Below are 14975 nucleotides of genomic sequence, written 5' to 3'. Positions count from 1 at the left end.
TTGCTCTCTAATTCGATGTTTTCAGTGGTTATCGTTTGAATTTGAACCCGCCGGGCAGCTTGGGCATCATCCCCGGCGGCAGCGCGGGCATCTCGCCCGGAGCGCCTCCGGGCATCCCCGGCATCCCGCCCCCGCCGAACATTCCGGCCAGCGCGCCCAGCCCGCCCATCTTCTTCAGCCGCTTCATCGCGGTTTCCATGTCGGCGTGCATCTTCAGCAGGCGGTTCACCTCCTGCACCGTCACGCCGGAGCCATTGGCGATGCGGATCTTGCGCCGCGCGTTCAGCAGGTCGGGCTTCGCCCGCTCTTTCGGCGTCATCGAAAGAATGATCGCCTCCAGCCGCGCGATGGACTTGTCATTCACCTTGCCAGAGGCCATCGCCTCCTGCGCCTTGGCCATGCCGGGCAGCATCTTCGCCAGCGCGCCCAGCCCGCCCATCTTCTTCATCTGCCGGAACTGCGCCAGCATGTCGGTCATGTCGAACTTGCCCTTGGCAAGCTTGGCCGCCATCGCCTCCGCCTCGGCGACGTCCAGCGTCTCCGCCGCCCGCTCCACAAGGCTGACGACATCGCCCATCCCCAATATGCGGCCCGCAGCCCGCTCTGGGTGGAACGGCTCCAGCGCGTCGATCTTCTCGCCGGTGCCGACGAACTTGATCGGCTTGCCGGTGATGAAGCGCATGGACAATGCCGCGCCGCCGCGCGCATCGCCGTCCATCCGGGTCAGCACCACGCCGGTCAGCGGCACTTCGCGGCCGAAATTCTCGGCGACGTTCACGGCATCCTGACCGGTCAGCGCATCGACAACCAGCAGCGTTTCCGCAGGCTGGGAGGCTTCGCTGACCGCCTTCATCTCCGCCATCAACGCCTGATCGACATGCAGCCGCCCGGCCGTATCCAGCATCAGCACGTCGAAGCCCTGCAGCTTCGCCGCCTGCAACGCCCGCTTCGCGATATCCACCGGCTGCTGCCCGGCGATGATCGGCAGCGTCGCCACGCCCACCTGCTCGCCCAGCACCTTCAGCTGCTCCTGCGCGGCCGGGCGATTGACGTCCAGAGACGCCATCATCACTTTCTTCGCCCGCTTGTCTTTCAGCAGCTTCGCCAGCTTCGCCGTCGTCGTCGTCTTGCCGGAGCCCTGAAGCCCCACCATCATCACCACCGCCGGCGGCGCGACGTTCAGCTCGATATCGGCATTTTCACCGCCCAGCGTGTCCACCAGGCAGTCGTTCACGATCTTCACGACCTGCTGGCCGGGCGTCACCGACTTCAGCACGTCCGCGCCAACCGCGCGCTCTGTCGCGCGGTCGACGAAATCCTTCACCACCGGCAACGCGACATCGGCTTCCAGCAGCGCCACACGCACTTCGCGCATCGCCGCCCGCACTTCCAGCTCGTTCAACGCGCCGCGCCCACGCAGCTTGTCGAACACGCCCGACAGGCGTTCGGACAGGCTCTCGAACATCAGCCTCTCCTTTCCAGCAGGACAGTCACCTTCAGGGTCACGACGTCATCTTCTCCAGTTGCCCCTTCTCCACCCACGACGTCTCCGGTTACAGCGTCTCCGGCCATCGCGAATGTCCCCGCCGGCCCAATCGAATGGGCACAACGCAAAACGCGCCGGTGGGCGAACCTTCGCTGACCGGCGTGCATCCTTGGACACGCGAAAACAGGTTTCGGGTGCAGTGCGGGCGGCCCTATGCCGCTCCACCCGCCAAAAGTCAAGTTGCGCAAGCCACCCGCCGCTGGCGCACCCGGCAGCCCCACAACAAAAAAGGGCGGAGCCGTTTCCGGCCCCGCCCCATTCATTCGCTCAATGCTGCAATCAGGCCGAAACGACCGACAGCAGGCTCTTGCGGCGACGCAGCGCAAAGCCGACCATGCCGAAACCGGAGATCAGAAGCGCCCAGGTCGCGGGCTCGGGCACAGCGCCGGACGACAGGTTCACGAAGGCGAACTGGTCGTCGTTGTAGTCGAAATCGCTCGAGCGGAGTTGATCACTGAAGCCCATGATGTCTTCGAAGCCGATGTAGGTGTAGCTGCCCAGCGGCACGCCGAAGTCGCCACCGCCATAGCTATCCACATAGATGGACTGCACATTGTCGTCGTTGAGGGCCGGATCCGAATAGATCGTGTTGCCGGCAACGGCAAACGGCTTCGACAGCGTCAGCTTGAACACGAACACGTCACCGGCGGCGAAATCCCCGAGATCGAAATAGGTGCCCTTCGGCGTCGCAAAATTGCTGGCGAACACAGTGGTGAAAGCGCTGCTGTTCACGCTGTAGGAGAACGCAGCGGTGTAACCGACCGAGATGCCGCCCAGCCAGTAGAAGCCAACTTCGCCACTTTTCTTAGCAGAAAAGATGTAGCTGTCCGCGTTCTCCGTGCCCTTGGGCGAATAGATCGGCACCGCCGCGCTGGCGGGTGCGGTAAAGCCAGCAGCGGCCGCAAGGGCCAGTGCAGGAAGTGCAAACTTGAAGTTCATGCCGTTGCTCCTCTGTTGGAAACGAATAACCACCATCAGAGCATGCAAGCGACATGCCAAACTTCGACATCAATCAAATCAACAAGTTAGCCGAAGTCAAATCTGGAGATTGTAAGCAAAATTTACACGCGCCAAAAATTTAGATGCAATGCAGCATAAACAGGGCCGCCGCGTTAATCAGCGGCACCAAACACCCGGTCGAATATGGCGTCTATGCGGACAAAATGGTGGTCCAGCACGAAAAGAGAGTCGAGTTCAGAGTCACTTAGGCAATTTGTCACATCCGTGTCCGCACCCAGCAGGTCCCGCAGTTGCAGTGCACCATCCGATTCCCACACCTTCATCGCGTTGCGCTGCACGATGGCATAGGCATCCTCGCGGCTCACGCCCGCCTGCGTCAGCGCCAGCAGCACGCCTTGCGAATGGATCAGCCCGCCCATCCGGTTCAGGTTCTTCAGCATCCGCTCCGGATAGATCAGCAGCTTGTCCACCACGCCCGTCAGCCGCGCCAGCGCAAAGTCCAGCGTAATCGTCGCATCCGGCGCGATCCCGCGCTCAACCGAGGAGTGGGAAATGTCCCGCTCGTGCCACAGCGCCACATTCTCCATGGCCGGGGTCACGGCAGAGCGCACCAGCCGCGCCAGCCCCGTCAGATTCTCCGTCAGCACCGGGTTTCGCTTGTGCGGCATCGCCGAACTGCCCTTCTGCCCGGGCGCGAAATATTCTTCCGCTTCCAGCACTTCGGTGCGCTGCAAATGGCGGATTTCCACCGCCAGCCGCTCCACCGAACTGGCGATCACCCCCAGCGTCGCGAAATACATCGCATGCCGGTCGCGCGGGATCACCTGCGTGGAGATGGTTTCGGGCTTCAGCCCCAGCTTCTCCGCCACATAGGCTTCAACCGCCGGATCGATGTTCGCAAACGTCCCCACCGCACCGGAAATCGCGCAGGTGGCGATCTCCTCGCGCGCGGCCAACAGTCGGCCCCGGCAGCGCTCGAATTCGGCATAGGCCTGCGCCAGCTTGAAGCCGAAGGTCACCGGCTCGGCATGGATGCCGTGGCTGCGCCCCATGGTCGGCGTGAATTTATGCTGCAGCGCCCGCGTCTTCAGCGCAGCCAGCAAGGCGTCCATATCCGCCAGCAGGATGTCGCTCGCCCGCACCAGTTGCACGGACAGGCAGGTGTCCAGCACGTCGGAACTGGTCATCCCCTGGTGCATGAAGCGGGCTTCCTCGCCCACTTGCTCGGCCACCCAGGTCAGGAAGGCGATCACGTCATGCTTGGTCACCGCCTCGATGGCGTCGATTGCGGCCACGTCGATCGCGGGGTTCGTCGCCCACCACGCCCACAGCGCGTCGGCGGCGGATTGCGGCACCACCCCCAGCTTCGCCAGCGCGCTGGTGGCATGGGCTTCGATCTCGAACCAGATCCGGAAGCGGCTTTCGGCGGTCCACACAGAGACCATCTCGGGGCGGGAATAACGGGCGATCATGGCCGCGCCCCCTACGCCAGCCTTACCCCATCTGCAACCTTCGCTGCCCTGCACCCACCCGCGCCCGCTGCACCTGCGCCAGCCTGTCCGATCGCACGGCCACCGGCTGGGTAAAGCGCCACTCGCACACCGTCTCCGCAGGCGTCATCACCACCTGCATATAACCGCGCTGAGAGGTATCGGCCCAGCGAAGCGTCGGGTTGGCGGCCACCAGCGCGCCCGCCACCTGAGACGGCGGGGTGGAGCGCAGATAATGTTCGAAGCCCGGCGAACTCACCGATTGCCCGGCGAATTCCACGCCGGCAGGCCGCCCGTCGTTCATCAGGTCGCTGGCCCATGCGTTATGGCTGTCGCCCGCCAGCACCACCAGATCGATACCGCTGCGCTGCGCCATCCCCAGCACCCGCGCCCGCGCCGCCGGATAACCGTCCCAAGAATCCATGTTCATCGGCAGGCCCACTTTGGCGGCCATTTCCGCAGCGCCCAGATAGGCCGCGATCTGCCCGGACGGGTTCGGCCCCGCCAGCTGCGAGGCGCCCGGCGGCATCATGATCTTGCCCATCACCACCTGCTGCCCCAGCACCTGCCAGCGCACGCCGCGCTTGGCCGCCGCCTCCATCTCGCCGAACAGCCATTGCTCCTGCTCGGCCCCCAGCAGCTGGCGGTTGCCCGCCATCCACTGCTCGTCGCGCAGCCGCTTCAGCGCGGTCATCGTGTCCGGTCCGCGGGCGATGGCCGCGCCGATGTCCAGCGGTTTCTCCCGGCCCGTCACGCGCGTTTCCAGCTTGTACAGCGTCGCCAGCGCCCGATCTCATATTTGCCCCACAGATCGTCGGAAACGGGCATCCAGTCCTGATAGGCGGCCTTGGCGGCGGCCACCCGCGCGGCCCAGTCGCCTTCGTTCGGCTGATGATTTTCCGCCCCGCCCTTCCAGGCGTCGTTGGCGATCTCATGATCGTCCCACATGGTCACGGCGGGGGCATGCGCGTGCATCGCCTGCAAATCCGGGTCCAGCCGGTATCCGCGATAGCGCGCCCAGTAATCCTGCTTGCGGATGATCTCTCCGGCCGGCTCGATCACCCGTCCGGCCACCGTCTCGGCCGCGCTGGGGTAGGTGCCGCGCGGATATTCATAGATGTAATCGCCCAGGTGGACGAACAGGTCGATATCGTCCGCCGCCACGGCATGGGCATAGCCGTTGAAGAAGCCATAGGGCAGGTTGGAACAGGAAAACACGCCCATGCGGAAGCTTTGCGGAGTTCCCTCCGGCAAGGTCCGCGTGCGACCGATCACCGATCGCACATTCTTCCCCGGCCCGATGAAGCGGTAATAATAGGTCCGGCCCGGTGCCAGCCCCTTCACCTCCACCCGCGCAGTCCAGTCGCGCGCAGGCTCGGCCAGCGCATGGCCCATCACCTTGGCGCGCGCCATGCGCGGATCGGCGGAAATCTCCACCTCCAGCGGCACCGGCTGATCGCCCGTGCCCTCATAGCGGGTCCAGAACAGCATCGAGGTGGCGGATGGCTCGCCGGAGGCCACACCATGGGTGAAGCCGCCCAGCGGCATCGCGGCGGGCTGTTTGCGCCGCTGCGCTAACACCGCGCCCGGCAGCAGCAGCCCCGCGCCTGCAAGCGCCGCACCCGCCATCAAAGTCCGCCGATCGAAATCCCGTGACGCCATCTCAGTCTCCTCGCGCGCCAGTCGCTAACGACAGATGATGACGCGCCGGTGTCAGCCCCCTTGGACTCTCCCCGAAGCTCGCGCAACAGGGGGTCGCGCAACGGCCACCAACTGCGCTAAAGTCTGTGCGTGGAAGACGGGCCGCACAGGCCCGCAGAGGGAGACGACAATTGGCAACGCAACTGAAAACCCCCAGCGACGTTCGCGCGCAGGTTTCGCCGGAAGAATGGGAACGGCGAGTCGATCTCGCCTGCGCCTACCGGCTGGTGAACCATTATGGCTGGGACGATCTGATCTTCACCCATTTGTCCGTGCGGGTGCCGGGGCCGGAACATCATTTCCTCATCAACCCCTATAATCTGATGTTCGATGAAATCACCGCTTCGTCGCTGGTCAAGATCGACGTGCATGGCAACCCGGTGATGGAAACGCCTTACATCACCAATCCGGCGGGCTTCACCATCCACTCCGCCGTGCACATGGCCCGCGAAGACGCGCATGCGGTGATGCACCTGCACACGCCGATGGGGCAGGCCGTCTCCGCCCAGTCAGACGGGCTGATGCCGCTCACGCAGACGGCGATGCTGATCCGCGACGAGATCGCCTACCACCATTATGAAGGCGTCGCCGTCGATCTGGACGAGCGCGAGCGGCTGGTCGCCGATCTGGGCACGAAAAATGCGATGATCCTGCGCAACCATGGCACGCTGGCCGTCGGCGAAACCGTGGGGGAAGCCTTCATCCGCCTCTATTTCCTGGAACGCGCCTGCGAAGCGCAGATTCACGCCCTGTCGGGCGGCGTCCAGCTGCTCAACCACCCGCCGCAGGGCGCGCCGGAAAAAACCCGCGAACAGGGCGCCACCGGGCTGAAGATGGTGGGCAACATGCTGGCATGGCCGGCGCTGCGCCGCCGGATGGACCGGATCGACCCGTCCTACGCCAACTGAGCAATCCGGGCCGGGGTGTGCGCTACAGCCGCACCCCGGCACCGGGATGCCCGCGCTCGATATGCGCCAGCAACGCCTTCACATTGCGCGTGTTCGATCGATAGATGAAATCCAGCACATCCCCCACCACGGGGATCGCACCGACGGCGGCGTCCACACCGACCCGCCCCATCATCCGCGCACAGGCCCAGCGCGACAGGCCCAGATTGCGCGCTTCCCACACCAGATAGGTGCCGATTACCGCAGACAGGATGTCACCCGCCACCGGCACCAGCCCGATGAAGCCGTCCAGCCCCACGCGCTGCCCGACCAACCGCCCCAGTTGCCGCCCGAACGGCAGGCGGATCACGCCTTCCAACACCCGCTCCAGCAGGATCAGCCGCTGCCGCACCGCGCGCGGATCGCGCGACGGCAGCCGCGCAGACGCGAACTGATCGAAACCCTGAACCGCCGTCGGCGTCATCGCATGGATCCTTCCGGTGCGCGCAGATGGCCCTTCGCGCCTGCGAATCAAGAGGGGCGCGTTATCCGGGAATCTCCAGCGCCCGCTGCTGATAGGTCAGCCGCCATTCCGCCAGATCGACCAGCATGATCGCCGCCGCTGCATTTCCGATCGCCGCCGTGCGGGCCAGCGTCGGGTGCCGCTCCAGTTCAGAGCCGAGCGCCGCCAGCGCATCGGCCGTCGCGGCGGACCGCGCCGCGCTGCCCGCAAAATCGCCCTGCACGCGCAGGCCATAGGCAGCCGTTCCGAACGCCGGCAGCGTCGCGGTGGCCACGGTGAAGAAGATCGCGGTTTTCTTCACCGTCTCCTCGTCCAACAGGGCGGCGGAAAACAGGAAGCCAAGGCACAGCGCCACCGTCATCAGGAAACAGAAAGAGCCGAACAGGTGCAGCCGATGGTTCACATGGATCATGCGGTGCGAATTGCGGTGATGATAGGCGACCTCCGGCTCGATCTCCTCGCGAAGCAGCAGGTCCGTCATGCGCGCCAGCTCGGCCTGATCGATCCGCCCGCCCGGCATCCCCAGCTGCCGCCAGATGCTGCCCGCATACCAGTCGATCCAGCGCCGGTTCCCCGTGCGGGACGAAGCGCTGACGGCGGGCGGCTGCGCCACCGCCAGCAGCCGCAGCGTCCGCATCGGCCGCAGCCGCTCGGCCAGCTGACGGTAATCCAGCCAGCGCTGCTGCCAGCTTTCCGCATGGCCCACGCGGGTGTTGGCGACGATCGCCGCGATCAGCAGCAGTTCGCACACCACGAACACCACTTTCACATGCCCGCCCAGCAGATACCCGAACAGCGCCAGCGCCACGGCCAGCGCGGAAAAGGCGAAATTCACCACATGGCCGGATCGGAAGGATTGCGCGAAGCGGTTGGCCAGATGATCCGCCCAGGAATAGCCATGCTCCAGCAGATGATAGCCCGCCGTTGCGATGCGGCCTTCCCAGAAGGAGTCGAACCGGGCCCAGTCCCGCCGCGTAGCAGGCAGATACGGCTCCTTACGCCATGCGGAGGATTTCAGCTTCTGCGCCCCTGTCACCGCCAGCAGCAACGGATATTCGATTCGCCGCAGCAGCAAGGCTTCCCGCTCGGCCAGAAAAGCGTCCAGCGCCAGCCGCTCGCCTGCTTCGTCCGGCGGCAGCAGCACCGCTTCCAGCGCCTCACCCACCCGCTCTGCGTCGAACGGCTCGGCCGGCGGCTCCAGCGAGCTGCGCCAGCTGCCCCCCGCCGGGCCTTCGCCATGCCACAACAGGCTCAGCGGCAAGTCCGGCTCCAGCGGCACATGGATCACCGGCTTGCCCATCGAAAGCGCATGCGCCACCACGTCGGCCGTGCCGCCGGGGCCGCTGCCGCCCTTGCCATCCCAGATGGCCAGCAGCACATCGGCAGAGCCTAGGATCGCCCCGCCCGCCAGCGCATAGGCGGCCGCGGCAGAGCCGCGCTCGCCCGGCAGTTCCAATATCCGGTCCGCCCGCGCGCGCAGCCCGGCATAGGCCGCGCGTGAGGCGTCGGATGTGAAATCCTCCTCATACATGTCGGCCGGGAAGGGCAGCGGGCAATCCAGCCGGTATCCCAGCCCCAGCGCCTCCTGCGCGCACAGCCGGTCCGCCCCTTCCGCCAGTGCGGAAATCACCCGCAGCTCCGGCGCGTCTCCGGCGAACCAGCCGGCCCCCTTCAGATGAATGCCGCGCACCAGCCGCTGCACCAGCGCCAGCGCCTCGTGCGCGCGCCGCGTCGCGGCGGCTTCCAGCGCCGGGGTCAGCCTGTCGGCGCGATGGCCGGTGATGCCGATGTTCAACACGCAGCGCGGGCGCGGCGGATGCAACGCCGTGGCCGAAACGTCTTTGGTTGCGGGCTGCGCATCTGCCAGGCTCATGGGCGCGGACAAGAGCGCAACGCGCACAGGCTGGCAAGCCCCGCCCGCCGCTTTGCGGCGGGGCTTGCGCTCGGGCAGCGGCAGCCCTAGTCTGTGCTGTGATGTCGGCCATCCCTTGCGGGGTGGCCGTTTGATTATCGGGCGCTACCCACGCCCCCAGATATTAGGGACGAGTTTCATGGCCAACAGCCCCAAGCCGGTGAAGCAGGCGCAGCCGCTGATGCCGCACGCCACCGCCACATGGCTGGTGGAAAACACCGGCCTCACCTTCGCGCAGATCGCCGCCTTCTGCCAGATTCACGTGCTGGAAGTGCAGGCCATCGCCGATGAAACGGCGGCGTCCAAGCTCACCCCGCGCGATCCCGTCCGCGCCGGCGAACTGGCGATGGCGGAAATCGAAAAGGGCCATGCCGATTCGTCGTACCGGCTGAAGATTTCCCCCGGCCCGGCGCAGATTCGCCGCACCTCCGGCCCGCGCTATACCCCGCTGGCGAAGCGGCAGGACAAGCCGGACGGCATCGCCTGGATCATCCGCAACCACCCGGAAATCACCGATGCGCAGATTTCCAAGCTGATCGGCACCACCAAAACCACGATCGCCGCGATCCGCACGCGTGAACATTGGAACATCGCCAACATCACACCGAAGGATCCCGTTACGCTGGGCCTCTGCTCGCAGCGCGAACTGGATGCGCTGGTCGCCGCCGCCGCGAAAAAGGCGGGCGTGCAGCCGCAGGAAGATGGCCGTCTGGGCGCAGACCGGGAGGCGATCATCGCCGAACTGCGTGCCGAGCGCGACGCGCACGGTGCCGAAGCAGACGCGCCGCGCGAACACACCGCCGAATCGCTGTTCCGCCAGCCCTGAGCGGCTGACACGGCCAACAAATCAAGCGGCCCGCCCTCGTCCCGGGGGCGGGCCATTTTTACGCGCGTGCTCGTCTGCGCCAACGGCTTGGCTGATATGCCGCATTCGTCACACCAAAACCCTTGAATTCCGGGTTCAACGCACCCAAATGGGTTTTGTCGGCGGCGTTATCCCCCTTTTGTCGCCGACATGAACGCCGCCAGCCCTCCGGGGCCGTGGCGTTCCCTCCCTGAACCCTGGCCGCTGCGCCTTCTGGCGCAGCGGCTTTTTTTAGGCCAGATCCCGAGTCGCGCTATTTGGTGACGAAACAGGGCCGCCCCGCTGCCGACAGCTTCGCGCACAGGTCCGCCGCCGGGTCGCGCGCGTCGAACGGCCCCACCTGCAGCCGCACCAGCCCGCCGCGCGGCGCATAGATCGGCGTCTTGCCCTTCAGCAGCGCTGCCGATTGCGACACCAGAGTCGCCCACGCCGTGCGCGCGGCCCGTTCATTGGCATAGGCCCCCAGCTGCACCTTCCAGCCCTCGGCCGATTCGGCCGCCGCGTCTTTCGCAGCCACTTCCTTCACGGGGGCCTCCTTCGCAGGCGCAGGCCGGGTCGGGGCCGGTTTCGCGGCTGCGGGTTTCGCGGGCGGGGCCTTGGCGGGCACGCCATCGTCGGCCGCGCTCTCCTCGGCGGCATCCTCGCCGCTGTCCGGCGCGGCGGCGATCTCAACGCTCGGCGCGGGCGGCGGCACCGCCATTTCGGCCAGCACCACGGCGACCGGCCGCCCGGCCGCCAGCGCCCGTGCAGCGGCGTCGCCTCTGGCGCGATCGTCGGCCGACATGCGCGTGGCCATGCGCGCCGCCTGCCCGGAGGCGAGCGACAGCCCGCCTTCGCGCGCGCGCACCACATAGGCATAGCCCAGCGCCGGATTGCGCGGTGCGGTGTCGCCCTCGAAAGTGGCCACCCCCAGCACATAGGATGCGCGCAGATCGCCCTTGTCGGCGGCCTCGCGCAGGCGGATCAGCCCCTCGGTCTTGCGGCCGTCCTGCCACAGGGTAATGCCCAGATTGGCGGTCGCCGCGACATGTCCCTTCTCGGCGGCGCGGCGGTAGTAATCCAACGCCGTTGCCCGATTCTGCGGCACGCCGCGCCCCAGCCGATAGGCCTGCCCCATGTTGAACAATGCCTCCGCATCCCCGCGCGCGGCGGGCGTCACCCAATCGGCGACGGCGGCCTCCCAATCCCCGGCGCGCCATTTGGCGATCCCGGAATCGACACTCGCATGAAGGGCAACGGGGCCAAGCAAGGCGGCAACGAACATGGCGGACGGGAACAACAGGCGTCGGATCATGCGAGGCGCTCGCCTCCCTTCAGCAGCAGGCGAACGCGGCCCTGCACCGGCAGGCCGTCAAAAGGGGTGTTTCCGGCCCGGCCCGGCAGCCGGTCCGCATCGATGCGCCACGGCGCGCCGGAATCGAACAGCAACAAATCAGCCGGTGCGCCGGGCAGCAGCGCGCCACCGGGCAGCCCGAAGCGCGCGGCCGGATTGGCAGACAACAGCGCCAGCAACCGGGGCAGCGAAATCAGCCCGTCGTGCACAAGGTTCAGCCCCAGCGCCAACAGCGTGGCAGACCCGGCGGCACCGGGCGCAGCATCCGCGAACGGCAGCCGCTTGTCCTCCTGCGTGCGCGGATCATGGCGGGAGGCAAGGATGGAAATGCTGCCATCCGCCAGCCCCTCGCGCACCGCCAGCCGGTCCGCCTCGCCGCGCAGCGGCGGCGACAGCCGGGCAAAGCTGCGATAGCCCGCCAGCGCCGTGTCAGACAGCAGCGCATAGGCGGGCGCGGTGCCCGCCGTCACATCCTGCCCCTCTGCGCGCGCGGCGCGGATCAGTTCAACCCCTTCCGCCGTGCTCACACAGGCGATGTGCAGCGGCGCGCCCGCTTCCCGCGCCAGCCGCAGGTCGCGCGCGATCTGGATCGCCTCGGCAGCTGCAGGAGCCGCGGGCAGACCCAGCCGCGTCGCGGTTTCCGTGTCGGTTGCGGCCGCGCCCGCCGTCAGGAACGGGCATTCGGCATGGGCGATCACTACCAGCCCCAGCCCGGCGGCATAGCGCAACAGCCGCAGCATCACCTGCGCATCGGCAATCGCCTGCCGCCCGGTCGCCACCGCCACTGCGCCCGCCTCTTTCATCAGCGAAAGTTCAGCCAGTTCCCGCCCGTTCAGCCCGCGCGTGGCCGCCGCCAGCGGCCGCACCCACAGCCGGGGCTTGCCCAGCCGCTCGGCCCGCTCGATCAGCGCCGGATCATCGAGCGGCGGCGATTGATCCGGCATCAGCAGCACGCTGGTGATGCCTCCCGCCACGGCGGCTTCCACATCGGTGCGGAACACCCCGGCGTCGATCAGGCCGGGGGCCAGAACCAGCCCGGCCGCCTCCACGATCTCCGCTCCGTCGGGCGCGGCAAGGCCGGGGCCAACGGCCGCGATCTGCCGGTCCACAATCAGCAGATCGCCCGCCGCCTCGGTTCCGGCCGCCGGATCGATCAGCCGCGCACCCCGGATCAGGATCGGCTTCATTGCCATTCCCCCCGGCGCTTGCGCGTCAACACGTCAAGGCAGGCCATGCGCACCGCCACCCCCATCTCCACCTGTTCGGAAATGGCGGAGCGCTGGATGTCATCGGCCACCGCCGATTCAATCTCCACCCCCCGGTTCATCGGCCCCGGATGCAGCACCAGCACATCGTCCCCGGCGGCCGCCAGCCGCTCCCGCGTCAGCCCGAAGGTGCGGAAATATTCCCGCGTGGAAGGCACATAGGCCCCGTCCATCCGCTCCAGCTGCAGGCGCAGCATCATCACCACATCCGCGCCCTTCAGCCCCTTTTCCATATCTGTGAAGGGCTGCGCGCCAAGCCGTTCCACATCGGTGGGCATCAGCGTCGGCGGCGCGACCGCGCGCACCTCCGCGCCCATGGCAGACAGAAGGTGGAAATTGGATCGCGCCACCCGGCTGTGCAGGATGTCGCCGCAGATCGCCACGGTCAGCCCCTCCAGCCGCCCTTTCCGGCGACGGATCGTCAGCGCATCCAGCAGCGCCTGCGTCGGATGTTCATGTCGCCCATCGCCTGCATTCAGCACCGGGCAGTCCACCTTCTCGGCGATCAGCGCCACCGCGCCGGAGCTTTCATGGCGGATCACGATCACGTCGGGCTGCATCGCGTTCAGCGTCAGCGCGGTATCCAGCAGCGTCTCGCCCTTTTTCAGGCTGGACGCCCCGGCGGCGAGGTTCACCACATCCGCGCCCAGCCGCTTCCCCGCAATCTCGAAACTCAGCAGCGTGCGTGTGCTGTTCTCGAAAAAGGCGTTGATCTGGGTCAGGCCCTTCAGCCGGTCGTCATGCTTGCGCGCGCGGCGGCCCGCCTGCGCCCATTGCTCCGCCTCATCCAGAAGGAAGCTGATTTCCCACGGATGCATCCCCTCGATCGCGAGGAGATGGGGGTGGGGAAAAGGGTGAGCTTCGGCCGGTCTCGTCACAGGCCATGGCCTTAAGCCGCATCTCCCAGCGCGGCAAGCCGCGCGAGCGCGCCATCCAGGATATGTGCCGCCGCCAGCGCGTCTACCCGTTCGGCGCGCTTCGCCCGGCTGACGTCGGCGGCGATCAGCGCCCGCTCCACCGCAGCGGTAGACCAACGCTCATCCCACAGCAGGATCGGCAGGCCGATCCCCTTCAGCAAATTGCGCGCCTGTGCCCGCACCGATTGCGTGCGCTCGCTGTCGCTGCCGTCCATGTTCAGCGGCAGGCCGATCACCAGCCCGCGAATATCCTCCTTGGCTGCCATCGCGCGCAACGCCTCCATATCGGCAGAGGGCTTGGTGCGCTTCAGCGTCTCACGCGCAGTGGCAAAACGCCAGTCCGCGCTTGCGGTGGCCAGCCCGATGGTGCGCGTGCCGATATCCAGCGCCAGCAGGCGGCCAAGTGCGGGCAGCGCGGCGGCGAAATCCGTCGCGTCAGTCGTCAGCAGGCTCATGCCGCGTCGTCGGCCGGTTCGTCCGGCTCCGCAGGCAGCGCCGTGCCGCCCAGCTTCTCCGCCGCATGGGCAGACAGGCGCGCCTCGATGTCGGACCGCACATTGGCCCAGAACAGCCCATAATCATACGCGTGGAAATTGCCGCCGGGCAGCACGAACGGCCCGGCATCGGTCGGCGTCGGCGAGATCAGCAGCAGCCCGCGCGCATCGCAACGCGCGCCCACAGCGCGAGGCTTCAACTCGTCTCCGGCGAGCATCCCCGCATTGCGCTCCACCCCGGCCTCGCCATGGCCGCCGGTCAGCGGGTTCACGCACAGCATAGGCCGCGCGCCAATGGGCTTGCCGTTCAAATCGGGAATGGCGGTAAAGCCCTCCAGCGCTTTCGGAATGTCGCCGTCGGCCGCCCATGTCTGCCAGCTCAACACGCATCCGGCCTGTTCCGCGGCAGTGCAGCCGGGCAGCCCCATCGCAGCCAGATCGTCCGGCAAGGTCACTGGCCAGCCCACCGCATACACCGCCACAAGCCGCCCCTTCAGCTGCGCCGCCCGGGACTTCAACAGATGCAGAATATGCAGCGAACCCTGGCTGTGCCCGGCAATGAAGATCGGCCGGTCGGCAGGCTGGGCCGCCAGAAAGGCGTCGAACGCCCGCTCCACATCGGAATAGGCCAGCGCCAGCGCCTGCACGGAATCCGGCCCCGGCTTCAGGAAACTGCCGAAGGTCGCCTGCCGGTAACGCGGCATCCACACCTCAGCCACGCCGTTGAAGGCGCTGGCCTGTTTGCGCGCGAACAGATCCAGCCGATCATTGGTTTCCAGATCATCCAGCGGCGCATTCCACGCCTTGCGGCTCAGAAAGGCCGTGGGGCTCACGAAAAACACCGCAGCAGCCGGTTTCGGGGCCGCCGAATACCCTGCCGGAGTCCACAGCGCCGGATTCTCGGGCAGGTCCGGCCGCGCCAGCCAGCTGGCGGGCAACGCATAATCCGGGGCGGGCGGCGGCGCGCTTTCGGCAAAGCTGTCGCCGGGCACAAAGGCCATCTGCATCATCTGCGGCGCGAACAGCCGCCAGATCAGTGCCCCCAACAGCACCAGCAAGGTCAGGATCGCGACGACCCACAG

General features: G+C 67.1%; 14 protein-coding genes (1 of these 14 only partly in view). 2 read left to right on the top strand and 12 right to left on the bottom strand.

The features are described 5' to 3' along the window. Window positions 1-28 precede the first annotated feature (28 nt). The 5 genes from ffh to FJQ54_RS17960 all read right to left on the bottom strand — a co-directional run bounded on the left by ffh (window position 29) and on the right by FJQ54_RS17960 (window position 5658). Complete coding sequence (ffh, locus tag FJQ54_RS10675) at window positions 29-1465, bottom strand: signal recognition particle protein (RefSeq protein WP_140928400.1); 1437 nt, start codon at window positions 1463-1465, stop codon at window positions 29-31. A gap of 360 nt (window positions 1466-1825) precedes the next feature. Further along, complete coding sequence (locus FJQ54_RS10670) at window positions 1826-2485, bottom strand: PEPxxWA-CTERM sorting domain-containing protein (protein ID WP_181160100.1); 660 nt, start codon at window positions 2483-2485, stop codon at window positions 1826-1828. Between the two features lie 173 nt (window positions 2486-2658). Continuing rightward, window positions 2659-3978, bottom strand: a complete 1320-nt coding sequence (purB, locus tag FJQ54_RS10665) for an adenylosuccinate lyase (protein WP_140928398.1) — start codon at window positions 3976-3978, stop codon at window positions 2659-2661. Between the two features lie 22 nt (window positions 3979-4000). Then, window positions 4001-4750, bottom strand: a complete 750-nt coding sequence (locus FJQ54_RS17965; protein WP_268920576.1) for an alkaline phosphatase D family protein — start codon at window positions 4748-4750, stop codon at window positions 4001-4003. Beyond that, complete coding sequence (locus FJQ54_RS17960; RefSeq protein ID WP_268920575.1) at window positions 4747-5658, bottom strand: alkaline phosphatase D family protein; 912 nt, start codon at window positions 5656-5658, stop codon at window positions 4747-4749. The genes FJQ54_RS17965 and FJQ54_RS17960 overlap by 4 nt, the downstream gene beginning before the upstream one ends. 170 nt (window positions 5659-5828) lie before the next feature. On the opposite strand from FJQ54_RS17960, the gene FJQ54_RS10655 reads away from it, so the two are divergent. Next, entirely contained in the window at window positions 5829-6605 is a 777-nt protein-coding gene (locus tag FJQ54_RS10655) for a class II aldolase/adducin family protein (protein ID WP_140928397.1), read from the top strand. A 22-nt stretch (window positions 6606-6627) separates the two neighbouring features. Here the strand turns inward: FJQ54_RS10655 and FJQ54_RS10650 are convergent, their stop codons facing one another. Both FJQ54_RS10650 and FJQ54_RS10645 read right to left on the bottom strand, forming a co-directional pair. Next, a complete protein-coding gene (locus FJQ54_RS10650; RefSeq protein WP_140928396.1) occupies window positions 6628-7068 on the bottom strand; it encodes a DUF4112 domain-containing protein in 441 nt (146 codons plus the stop codon). A 61-nt stretch (window positions 7069-7129) separates the two neighbouring features. Beyond that, window positions 7130-8980, bottom strand: coding sequence for a DUF4231 domain-containing protein (locus tag FJQ54_RS10645; protein ID WP_140928395.1), 1851 nt, complete (start codon window positions 8978-8980; stop codon window positions 7130-7132). 220 nt (window positions 8981-9200) lie between these two features. Here FJQ54_RS10645 and FJQ54_RS10640 point away from each other — a divergent pair, with 220 nt between their 5' ends. Continuing rightward, window positions 9201-9845: a DUF1013 domain-containing protein gene (locus FJQ54_RS10640; protein ID WP_140928550.1), complete on the top strand. Its 645-nt coding sequence runs from the start codon at window positions 9201-9203 to the stop codon at window positions 9843-9845. Window positions 9846-10137: 292 nt separating this feature from the next. On the opposite strand, the gene FJQ54_RS10635 is transcribed toward FJQ54_RS10640, so the two are convergent. The 5 genes in view from FJQ54_RS10635 to FJQ54_RS10615 are tightly spaced (at most 11 nt apart) and all read right to left on the bottom strand, a layout consistent with a single transcriptional unit that may run on beyond the window. After that, on the bottom strand, window positions 10138-11178 hold the full coding sequence (locus tag FJQ54_RS10635) for an SPOR domain-containing protein (protein WP_140928394.1): 1041 nt from the start codon (window positions 11176-11178) through the stop codon (window positions 10138-10140). After that, window positions 11175-12404 carry a dihydroorotase gene (locus FJQ54_RS10630; protein WP_408006023.1) on the bottom strand — a complete coding sequence of 410 codons (1230 nt, stop codon included), beginning with the start codon at window positions 12402-12404 and terminating at the stop codon, window positions 11175-11177. Before FJQ54_RS10630 ends, FJQ54_RS10635 begins: the two co-directional genes overlap by 4 nt. After that, entirely contained in the window at window positions 12401-13360 is a 960-nt protein-coding gene (locus FJQ54_RS10625; protein ID WP_268920574.1) for an aspartate carbamoyltransferase catalytic subunit, read from the bottom strand. Before FJQ54_RS10625 ends, FJQ54_RS10630 begins: the two co-directional genes overlap by 4 nt. Window positions 13361-13371: 11 nt before the next feature. Further along, window positions 13372-13848: a Holliday junction resolvase RuvX gene (gene ruvX, locus FJQ54_RS10620; protein WP_408006022.1), complete on the bottom strand. Its 477-nt coding sequence runs from the start codon at window positions 13846-13848 to the stop codon at window positions 13372-13374. A 2-nt stretch (window positions 13849-13850) separates the two neighbouring features. After that, window positions 13851-14975 carry the 3' portion of a DUF3089 domain-containing protein gene (locus FJQ54_RS10615; protein ID WP_140928390.1) on the bottom strand. 15 nt of this gene lie beyond the right edge of the window, so the window shows 1125 of its 1140 coding nt (coding positions 16-1140); its start codon lies beyond the right edge, outside the window; the stop codon is at window positions 13851-13853.

Source organism: Sandaracinobacter neustonicus, assembly GCF_006385875.1.
Classification (GTDB): domain Bacteria; phylum Pseudomonadota; class Alphaproteobacteria; order Sphingomonadales; family Sphingomonadaceae; genus Sandaracinobacteroides; species Sandaracinobacteroides neustonicus.
This window is presented reverse-complemented; position numbering and strand designations above follow the sequence as displayed.